8 protein-coding genes and 2 pseudogenes are annotated in these 9,478 nt (G+C 66.8%); 4 read left to right on the top strand and 6 right to left on the bottom strand.

The window, feature by feature from the left end:
- Positions 1–51: 51 nt before the first annotated feature.
- Positions 52–1,179, bottom strand: coding sequence for a GuaB3 family IMP dehydrogenase-related protein (locus B4U45_RS19670; RefSeq protein WP_075547125.1), 1,128 nt, complete (start codon positions 1,177–1,179; stop codon positions 52–54).
- A gap of 9 nt (positions 1,180–1,188) precedes the next feature.
- Positions 1,189–2,808, bottom strand: coding sequence for an IMP dehydrogenase (gene guaB, locus B4U45_RS19665; RefSeq protein WP_075547181.1), 1,620 nt, complete (start codon positions 2,806–2,808; stop codon positions 1,189–1,191).
- 176 nt (positions 2,809–2,984) lie between these two features.
- Here guaB and B4U45_RS19660 point away from each other — a divergent pair, with 176 nt between their 5' ends.
- Positions 2,985–3,398 carry a DUF5319 domain-containing protein gene (locus B4U45_RS19660; protein WP_023371174.1) on the top strand — a complete coding sequence of 138 codons (414 nt, stop codon included), beginning with the start codon at positions 2,985–2,987 and terminating at the stop codon, positions 3,396–3,398.
- Between the two features lie 22 nt (positions 3,399–3,420).
- On the opposite strand, the gene B4U45_RS19655 is transcribed toward B4U45_RS19660, so the two are convergent.
- The 3 genes from B4U45_RS19655 to B4U45_RS19645 form a co-directional block, all read right to left on the bottom strand.
- The gene (locus B4U45_RS19655) at positions 3,421–4,302 is read right to left on the bottom strand and encodes an anti-sigma-D factor RsdA (RefSeq protein ID WP_083153072.1); all 882 of its coding nucleotides are present in this window, start codon (positions 4,300–4,302) and stop codon (positions 3,421–3,423) included.
- Positions 4,295–4,870, bottom strand: coding sequence for an ECF RNA polymerase sigma factor SigD (gene sigD / locus B4U45_RS19650; protein ID WP_075541136.1), 576 nt, complete (start codon positions 4,868–4,870; stop codon positions 4,295–4,297). Before sigD ends, B4U45_RS19655 begins: the two co-directional genes overlap by 8 nt.
- 80 nt (positions 4,871–4,950) lie before the next feature.
- Positions 4,951–5,763, bottom strand: coding sequence for a hypothetical protein (locus B4U45_RS19645; RefSeq protein ID WP_075547123.1), 813 nt, complete (start codon positions 5,761–5,763; stop codon positions 4,951–4,953).
- A 663-nt stretch (positions 5,764–6,426) separates the two neighbouring features.
- Here B4U45_RS19645 and B4U45_RS19640 point away from each other — a divergent pair.
- A complete protein-coding gene (locus tag B4U45_RS19640; RefSeq protein WP_023371166.1) occupies positions 6,427–6,735 on the top strand; it encodes a WhiB family transcriptional regulator in 309 nt (102 codons plus the stop codon).
- Positions 6,736–6,764: 29 nt separating this feature from the next.
- Here B4U45_RS19640 and B4U45_RS19635 read toward each other — a convergent pair whose 3' ends face one another.
- Entirely contained in the window at positions 6,765–8,417 is a 1,653-nt protein-coding gene (locus tag B4U45_RS19635) for an amidohydrolase (RefSeq protein ID WP_099288639.1), read from the bottom strand.
- Positions 8,418–8,763: 346 nt separating this feature from the next.
- Here B4U45_RS19635 and B4U45_RS30480 point away from each other — a divergent pair.
- Together B4U45_RS30480 and B4U45_RS30475 are read left to right on the top strand one after the other, a co-directional pair.
- A pseudogene (locus B4U45_RS30480) lies at positions 8,764–8,877 on the top strand (PPE domain-containing protein); the annotation flags it as partial.
- Between the two features lie 20 nt (positions 8,878–8,897).
- Positions 8,898–9,116, top strand: a pseudogene (locus tag B4U45_RS30475) (PPE family protein); the annotation flags it as partial.
- Between the last annotated feature and the right edge of the window lie 362 nt (positions 9,117–9,478).

Genomic DNA, 9,478 nt, shown 5'->3' with positions numbered 1-9,478 from the left:
GAATCGCACAGCGCGGGGCCCGCGCGTGCGATTCTGCGTCTGCTGGCCGGCTCAGCTGCCGACCGTCAGGCCGACCTTCTGGAACTCCTTGAGATCGCAATAACCGGCCTTGGCCATCGACCGGCGTAACCCACCGACCAGGTTGAGGGTGCCGAACGGGTCATCGGACGGCCCGTTGAGCAGCCGTTCCAGCGGTGGCCGCTCACCCACCGCGATCTGCAGCAACGCCCCGCGCGGCAACGACGGGTGCGCCGCCGCGGCCGGCCAGAACCAGCCCTGGCCCAGCGCCTCGGCGGCCTCGGCCAACGGCGTGCCGAGCACCACCGCGTCGGCCCCGCAGGCGATGGCCTTGGCCAGTTCGCCGGAGGTGTGGATATCGCCGTCGGCCAGCACGTGCACGTAGCGGCCGCCGGTCTCGTCGAGGTACTCGCGCCGCGCGGCCGCGGCGTCGGCGATCGCGGTGGCCATCGGGACGCTGATGCCCAGCACCTCGTCGGTCGTGGTCACCCCCCGCGTGGAGCCGTAGCCCACGATGACGCCGGCGGCGCCGGTGCGCATCAGGTGCAGCGCCGTGCGGTGGTCCTGCACACCGCCGGCGACCACCGGAATGTCGAGCTCGGCGATGAAGGTCTTCAGGTTCAGCGGCTCCCCGTCGCTGGCTACCCGCTCGGCCGAGACGATCGTGCCCTGGATGACCAGCAGGTCGATCCCCGCCTGCAGCAGCACCGGGGTCAGCGACTGGGCATTTTGCGGACTGACCCGCACCGCGGTGATCACCCCGGCCTCCCGGATGCGGGCCACGGCGGCGCCGAGCAACTCGGGGTTCAACGGCGCCGCATGCAGTTCCTGCAGCAGCCGAATCGCCGCCGAGGATTCGGGTTCCTTCTCGGCAGCCTCGACAAGTTGCGCGATCCTGGTTTCGACGTCGGCATGCCGGCCGATCAGTCCCTCGCCGTTGAGCACTGCCAGCCCGCCCAGCCGGCCCAGTTCGATCGCGAACCCCGGCGATACCAGGGCATCCGTCGGGTGTGCCAGCAGCGGGATCTCGAACCGGTAGGCGTCGAGCTGCCAGGCCGTGGACACGTCTTTCGACGAACGGGTCCGCCGCGACGGGACGATGCTGATGTCACTGAGTTCATAGGTGCGCCGTGCCGTGCGGCCCATGCCGATCTCGACCATGATGCGCCGTCAGCGGGCGTAGTAGTTGGGCGCTTCGACGGTCATGGCGACGTCGTGCGGGTGGCTCTCTTTGAGACCGGCCGCCGTGATCCGGACGAACTGCGCCTGCTGCAGCACTTCGATGGTGGGCGAGCCGGTGTAGCCCATCGCCGCGCGCAGGCCGCCGGTCAGCTGGTGGATCACCGAATTCAGCGGGCCGCGGAACGGCACCCGGCCCTCGATCCCCTCGGGCACCAACTTGTCCTCGGACAGCGCGTCGTCGGCGAAGTAGCGGTCCTTGGAGTACGACTTGGAATAGGAATTGGCCGCCGCGCCTGAGCCCCTGCCCGCCATGGCTCCCAGCGATCCCATGCCGCGGTAGCTCTTGTACTGCTTGCCGTTGACGAAAATCAGCTCGCCGGGCGCCTCGGCGGTGCCGGCCAGCAGCGAACCGAGCATGGTTGTCGACGCGCCCGCGGCCAGCGCCTTGGCGATATCGCCGGAGTACTGCAGTCCCCCGTCGGCGATCACCGGCACGCCCGCCGGCCGGCACACCGCAACGGCTTCCAGGATCGCGGTGATCTGGGGTGCGCCGACGCCGGCCACCACCCGGGTCGTGCAGATCGAGCCCGGGCCCACGCCCACCTTCACCGCGTCGGCACCGGCGTCGACCAGGGCCGCGGCCGCCGACCTGGTGGCGACGTTGCCGCCGACCACATCGACCCGGTCGCCCACTTCGGCCTTGAGCTTGCGGACCATATCGAGCACCAGCCGGTTGTGGGCATGCGCGGTGTCGACGACCAGCACGTCGACCCCGGCGTCCACCAGCATCATGGCGCGCACCCACGCATCGCCGCCGACACCGACGGCGGCACCGACCAGCAGCCGGCCGTCACTGTCCTTGGTGGCCAGCGGATGCTGCTCGGTCTTGACGAAATCCTTCACGGTGATCAGGCCGGTCAGCCGGCCCCGCCCGTCCACGACGGGTAGCTTCTCGATCTTGTGCCGGCGCAATAGACCCAGCGCGGCCGACGCGCTGACCCCCTCCTGGGCAGTGATGAGCGGGGCTTTGGTCATCACCTCGGCTACCTGCTTGCCCTGGTCGACCTCGAAGCGCATGTCCCGATTGGTGATGATGCCGACCAGCGCACCGTCGTCGTCGACCACCGGCAACCCGGAGATCCGGAACCGGGCGCACAGCGCGTCGACCTGGGCCAAGGTGTTGTCCGGCCTGCAGGTGACGGGATCGGTGACCATGCCGGCCTCGGAGCGCTTAACCATTTCGACCTGGCCGGCCTGTTCGGCGACCGGCAGATTGCGGTGCAGCACGCCCATGCCGCCGGCCCGGGCCATCGCGATAGCCATCCGAGATTCGGTGACGGTGTCCATCGCCGAGCTGACCAGCGGCACCTTCAGCCTGATCTTCTTGGTGAGCTGGCTGGAGGTGTCGGCGGTGGCCGGCACCACATCGGAAGCCGCCGGCAGCAGCAGCACGTCGTCGAAGGTCAGCCCCAGCATGGCCACCTTGTGCGGATCGTCACCACCGGTCGGCACCGGGTCACCGGTCAGGCCACCGACCTGCGCGTCGCGCACATAGGGGCTGCCGACCAGGTCGGAGCTTTCTTCCAGGCGAGACATGCCACGGGACATCGGGGGGCCCTCCATACGCATGCGGAGTGAGAAATCCATCCTATCGGCTCCCGCCCGGGCGACGACGCAGGCCGCGAAGCGCGCGAGATGGGGTTGCGGCGCGGGTGGGTCCGACCCGCACGGCGCGCCCACTGAATTTCTGGCGCGATGGCCGCCTGGCTGCGTACTGTAGAGGCGTGCGCGACCACCTGCCGCCGGGTTTGCCGCCCGATCCGTTTGCCGACGACCCCTGTGACCCGTCGGCGGCGCTGGAGGCCGTCGAGCCCGGTCAGCCCCTCGATCAGCAGGAGCGGCTGGCGGTAGAGGCCGACCTGGCCGACCTCGCCGTCTACGAAGCTCTGCTGGCGCACAAGGGGATTCGCGGCCTGGTGGTCTGCTGCGACGAGTGCCAGCAGGACCACTACCACGACTGGGACATGCTGCGGGCCAACTTGCTGCAGCTGCTGATCGACGGCACCGTCCGCCCGCACGAGCCGGCCTACGATCCCGAGCCGGACGCCTACGTCACGTGGGATTACTGCCGCGGATACGCCGATGCCTCGCTCAACGAAGCGACGTCAGACGCAGACGGGTTTCACCGCCGTCACTAGGCGGTCCGCCCGGTAGCTCCTTCTAGCCTGGTTCCCCGGCGGGTGCCGGCGATGAGCCGGGTTCCGTTGTGCCCGCGGCCGGAGACCCCGGCGTGCTGGTGGGCGGCGGCGACGACGGACTGGCCGTCGGCTTCGACGTTGGCACCGGGCTACCGGTCGACATCTCGGAGGTGACCGGACTGGTCGCCGTCGATTCCGGTGCCCCTGATGTCGCTGCCGGCTCGGTGTCGGGAGCCGGCGGGGCCGACGAGGTCACCGGGGCGTCACTCGGGGCAAGGACCCGGGAAAGCACGGACCGGGGCGACGGGGTCGGTGGCAGAGTCGCGTTGGGATCGCGCTTTTCCACCTTGGTGTTCAGCTGATTCAACTCGTTGAGCAGGTTCTGCCGTCGGCTGCCGTCGTTGACGGCCTGCAGGGTGCTGCTGACTTCGGCCAGCTGGGTTTCGGCCTGGTCCCACTGCCCCTGGGCGATCAATTGCTCGACCTTGGCCAGGTCGGCCTTGGCGGACAACACAATCGGGTCGTCGCTGACGCGCGGCTCGTTGAACATCATCGCGTGCAGCCCGTAGAGGGTGTCGCCGGGGCGGGCATCGGCCACCAGCGCACCGAATCCACTGAGCGCGAGCAGCGTCGCGGCCACCGACCCGACGGCGGCCAGCGCGCGGCGAGAGCGCCGGCGCTCGGCGATTCCTTCGATCAGCGCGTCGACGGCCTCATCGGGCGACACCAGCGCACTGGCCGGTGGCCACCGCAAATCGTCGCGCCATTGCCCCAGCAGGGCGGCCAGCGCGTCTTCGTGTGGATCGTCGAGGGTGACGTCGGCGCGGCTGGCGAGCGCGTCGAGGAGTAGCTCGGTGCCGGCCAGGTCGTCCAAGCCGGGGCGATCGAAACCGGAATCACGCATAGTCACCTGCCGCGACAATTTCGTCTTTGAGCCGCTGAAGTGCGCGATGCTGGGCCACCCGGACCGCTCCCGTCGTACTGCCGACGGCGGCCGCGGTCTCCTCGGCGGATAGGCCGACGACGACGCGCAGGATCAGGATCTCCCGTTGCTTGGCCGGCAAGATCTCGAGCAATTCGTTCATCCGGGTCACCGAATCGGCTTCGATGGCAAGCTGTTCGGGGCCGGCGTCGGCCGATCGGCGGTCCGGAACCGACTCGGCGGGGTAGGCAAGGTCACGGCCGGCCGCACGATGAGCGTCGGCGACCTTGTGCGCCGCGATGCCGTAGAGGAAGGCCAGGAACGGGCGGCCTCGGTCCCGATAGCGCGGGAGCGCCGTTATGGTGGCCAAGCACACCTCCTGTGCCACATCGTCTGCCGAGAGGCCACTGCGCTCGATCGTGCCGACTCGCGCCCGGCAATATCGCACCACGATCGGACGGATGGTCTCCAGCACCTCCCGAAGTGCGTTCCGGTCTCCTGCCACGGCCTCCGCAACCACCGCGTCGAGACGTTCCCCTTCAATTGTCATTGACGGCGATATCTCCAACGTTACGAACCGGACACATCCCGGGCTAACTCACGGATTGACAATAACGGTCGAGCGGCGAATCAAGCGGGACGCCAGGTCCCACCGGCGCGCCGTACTTGATCTGCGCAGATATCACGAATTTCGCGCAACTGACGCGTCGAAAACGTGACACTCCCGATATCGATCAGCAAGCAAGCCAACGCCCAGCGCAGCGGAGTCAGACCCAGCCGGCCGGTAGTCGCCAGCGCCTCATCACCGACGCCGCGAGCGCGCTCGGCGGCGCCGGCACTGCACAGCGCCGCCGCCAGCACCACCTCACTTTTGACCTGGTGTCTGGCCGACCCGCCGGACCGCGCCGACTCGACCGCTTGCTGCGCGTGGTCGACGGCGGTTGCCGCCTCACCTGAGGCCATCGCCAACTCCGCGGCCACCCAGCCACGGCGTACCGCCAGCCGGTTCGCCACGTCGGGCGGCAACCCGGCCGCATCGAGCACCGCGTCCGCACGCGTCAACAACGTCGCCGAGACCGCGAAGCGGCCGACGCCCAGAGCGTCGGCCGCCAGTCCGATCAGCGCATCAGCGCGGGCCTGCGGATCTGCCTCTGCCAGTGCCATGGCGCGTCCGTCCCAGCCCCGCGCCAGGGTGTGCCAGCCGAGCTGGCGCAGAAATGACCCCTGAGTGCTGCGCGCCAGCGACGCCCAGCGGCCCTCCGGAACGCGTCGTCGCAGCGACTCCAGGTCGGTGTACGCCGAGCCGTAGCGACCTTGTCCCCCGGCGGCCACGGCACGCAGCCACAGCTGTCGTGGCGTCGTCGCCGTCGGTAGCGGCCAGCTGCCCGGGCTACTACCAAAGGCTGCATCGGCTAACCGCGACTCAATCGAATCAATCGCCATATCGGTCGACGAGGTGTGTCGAGATTCCTGCGCGGTGATAGCTGCACCCTAGTCTGAAGCCACCGACGGACTTGCCACCTCGTCGTGGCATGACCGCAGCCCATGCCGGCGCGATCCGCGGCCCGGCCCCAACCGCCACCCGCGCGGCCGGCGTCGCCGCGGCCGGCGAAATCCGCCGGTGGGTGAATCGGCGTGGCGGGTGAATCGGCGTGGTGGGCGAATCGGCGTGGCGGGTGAAATAAGGAAAAGGCCGCACGACGCGGCGGCCGACGATTGAGGATGCGAACATTAGGGTTTCACACACCTTGAGTGGTAAAAAGTTTGTGGTTTCTGTGTTACGTGCACATTACTCACAGCCATCTGACGGCAAATTACAGCTTGCTCACAGCAGCCGGCTGAGCTGCGAAGATGAGATTTCTAACCGGTCTCGATAGCACGCCTGGCCGTCGCCCAATGCGCGGCAGATGAACACCGAGTTAATTCTCGTCCAACACACACGTATTTGGCCGCTCCGGCGGGCTATTGACGGAAATTCGGCAGTCCCCCTAGCGTTTAGCGTTGTCTGGTAGTCATCGGTGACTCCTCTGAAGTATCAGTTGCACACCTCGCGCGTTCGCGAACCTAACCTCCACTTGGATGTGCCGTGCAGAGAGGGAATGAGCAATGCCACAGCCGGAGCAGCTACCTGGGCCCAACGCCGACATCTGGAACTGGCAGTTGCAGGGTTTGTGCCGCGGAGTCGACTCATCGATGTTCTTCCATCCCGACGGCGAGCGCGGCCGCGCCCGCATGCTGCGCGAGCAGCGCGCCAAGGAAATGTGCCGCCGCTGCCCGGTGATCGAGCAGTGCCGCTCCCACGCGCTGGACGTCGGCGAGCCCTACGGCGTCTGGGGCGGCTTGTCCGAATCCGAGCGCGACCTGCTGCTCAAGGGCGGCATTGGGCGGAGCCGCGGCATCCGCCGCTCGGCGTGACGGGCCCGCTCTTCGAGCTCGACCGGTGCTCACGCGGCGGCGACCGGTCTGCGATAGATCGTGCGCCCCTCTTTGATCGTCTCGACGACCTCGATGTCTTTGATGTCCATCGGGTCGACGCTGAGTGGGTTGCCGTCCAGGATCACCAGGTCGGCGAGTTTGCCCACGGTGATCGAACCCTTGGACTGCTCCTCGCGGTACTGATACGCGGCGTTGATGGTGATCGCTTTGAGCGCCTCGAGGGCCGTGACACGCTGATCGGCGCCGATGACCTCGCCGCTGCGAGAGACGCGATTGACCGCCGTCCACACCACGAATAGTTGGTCGAGGGGCGAGACGTTGAAGTCGGTGTGATTGGTCGGGCGCAGGCCCATGTCGATCGCTGTCCGCATCGGGCTGAGGAAATGCGCCTGTTCCCGGCCGCGCAGCCGGACGTGGGTGTCGCCGAAGTAGAACGCGTGCTCGGTGAACAGCGACGGGATCAGGTTGTATTCGACGTACTTGTCGAGCTGGTCACGCCGCACGAACTGGGAGTGGATGACCGTGGTGTGGCGGTCTTTGGCGAGGTCGCCGGCAGCGGCGTATTCGTGTGCCTTGAGCAGGACGTCGATGGCCGCGTCACCGTTAGCGTGGATGTTCAACGGCACACCGAGGTCGTAGACCCGTTTGAACCAGGCGTCGACGGTTTCCTGCGGGAACGGCAGCTCACCGGTCCAGTTCTGCTGTCCGTCGGGTCCGTCGACGAGGTAGGGGGTGGTGAAGAACGCGGTCCGGCCCTGCGGCGAGCCGTCGAGAGTGACTTTGACGCCACCGAGCTTGACGCGGTTGTGGTAGGTCCCAAATGTGTCGGGCGGGTTGTCTTCGAGAACCGCGTCGAGATCGAGAATGAACGGATAGGCGACGATGTCGATCAGGGTGGCGCCGCCGGCGGCCGCCCGTTGCATCACAGCGATGTCCGCCGCGTGCGTCGCTCCCTCGTGAGCAGTCGTGATACCGGCTGCGGCGTAAAGCATTTGGCCGGCGATGCTCCACTCGACCTCTTGCTCGCGGGTAGGTTTGGGCAGCGAGGCAAAGATCGGCAGAAATGCGGTTTCCATGACCAGGCCGTCGGGTTCGTCCGAGCCGTCCTTGCGCACGATCACCCCGCCCGGCGGCGTGCTGGTGCTCGCGGAAATGCCGTATTTTTCCATGGCCGCGGAATTGAGCACGGCGCCGTGCAACGACACGTGCCCGACCATCACCGGGTTGTTCGGGAAGTCCTTGTCGAGGTCTTCTCGATGCAGGGTCCGGCCCTCGGGCATGACCGTCTCGTCGTAGCCGTATCCCATGATGACCTCGCCCTCACCGATGTCGCGCGCGTCGCGGAAGTTCTTCAGCTCGGCCACGATGGCGTCGACGTCGGCGCCGGGACCCGCCGGTGGCGCGAACACATTGACCTGGTTGGCCACCGTGAGCGAATTGATGTAGTGGCTGTGCGGGTCGATGAATCCCGGTAGCAGTGTTTTGCCGGCGAGATCGACGGTGCGCGTTCGCGGGCCTCGGTGTTGTTGTACAACGTCGTCGCGAGCCCCGACGGCAACGATGCGACCGTCCTTGATGGCGACTGCTTCGGCCGTTGGCTGCACATCGTCAATCGTGACGATGTCACCGTTCAGATAGATGGCGTCAGCTCCGCCCATCATGTTGACCTCCTTGTGATCGCCAGCCATCTTAGTGCGGCATTCACCAATCCGCGCAACTTCGGTTGTCGATACCGACTGCGCCGAGTTCTGAAAAATGTTGCCGCACAGCATATTAAATAACCGATGGTCGCACACCCGAGCGCCGGACCGATCGTGCGGCTCGATCGAGGTGGTCTTGGCGCCCGCTGAAATCAGCGAATCGCTCCGGCCGGAATTCTGGCGAAAAGCCAATATTGACGTCAGCGTCGGCGTAGCGTGCGTGGCGGGTTACTCGCTCCCGCGTCGGTGCCGGGTCGCCCGCAGAACTCGGCATGATATTGACAGGGGGACCATCGTGACCAATTTCATGGTGTTGCCACCGGAGATCAATTCTTTGCTGATGTTCACCGGTGCGGGGTCGGCGCCGATGCTGGACGCGGCGTCTTCAGTTCGGGCACCAACACCGTCTATCCGGGGCACCTCAACAGTTTCGGACTTGCGAACTCGGGTACCGGCAACCTCGGTTTCGGGAATGCGGGGGCTGGCAACGTCGGCTTTGCGAACTCGGGCCTGCTCAACACCGGCTTTGGGAACGCGGGTTCGATCAATACCGGCGGCTGGAATGGGAACAACCTCAACACCGGCTTCTTCAACTCGGGCGAGACAAACACCGGCTTCGGCAACTCGGGTCACGTCAATACCGGCTTTTGGAATGCGGGCAATCTGAACACCGCCGTCGGAAGCGCCACCGACCAGGGTCCGGTCGGCTTCGCCGCCACCGGCAACTCGGGATTCTCCAACACGGGTGTCGGCAATTCGGGGCTTGGAAACACCGCCGCTGATGGTCATGGTATTTCGGGCTTTTTCAATTCGGCCTCCGGTGGGTCGCTTGTCACCGGCGTCACCTCAGGCTTTTTCAACACCGGTGTCACCGACGTCATGGGCCCCTTCCCCAGCGGTATGCTCAGCGGTTTCAACTCGGGCTTCTTCAACACCGGGATCGCCAATTCAGGCGTGCTGAGCCTCGGCCGGCTGATCATGTTGGCTACCTGATCTGGTTAGCCCCGATCGCGGGGTAGGCC

The sequence above is a fragment of the Mycobacterium persicum genome, assembly GCF_002086915.1.
Taxonomy (GTDB): Bacteria; Actinomycetota; Actinomycetes; order Mycobacteriales; family Mycobacteriaceae; genus Mycobacterium; species Mycobacterium persicum.
This window is presented reverse-complemented; position numbering and strand designations above follow the sequence as displayed.

Coding starts and splice junctions, on each gene's coding strand:
- B4U45_RS19670 (WP_075547125.1), bottom strand. CDS start 1,179: ATGGTCGAGATCGGCATGGGCCGCACGGCACGGCGCACCTATGAACTC.
- guaB (WP_075547181.1), bottom strand. CDS start 2,808: ATGTCCCGTGGCATGTCTCGCCTGGAAGAAAGCTCCGACCTGGTCGGC.
- B4U45_RS19655 (WP_083153072.1), bottom strand. CDS start 4,302: ATGCGTGATTCCGGTTTCGATCGCCCCGGCTTGGACGACCTGGCCGGC.
- sigD (WP_075541136.1), bottom strand. CDS start 4,870: ATGACAATTGAAGGGGAACGTCTCGACGCGGTGGTTGCGGAGGCCGTG.
- B4U45_RS19645 (WP_075547123.1), bottom strand. CDS start 5,763: ATGGCGATTGATTCGATTGAGTCGCGGTTAGCCGATGCAGCCTTTGGT.
- B4U45_RS19640 (WP_023371166.1), top strand. CDS start 6,427: ATGCCACAGCCGGAGCAGCTACCTGGGCCCAACGCCGACATCTGGAAC.
- B4U45_RS19635 (WP_099288639.1), bottom strand. CDS start 8,417: ATGATGGGCGGAGCTGACGCCATCTATCTGAACGGTGACATCGTCACG.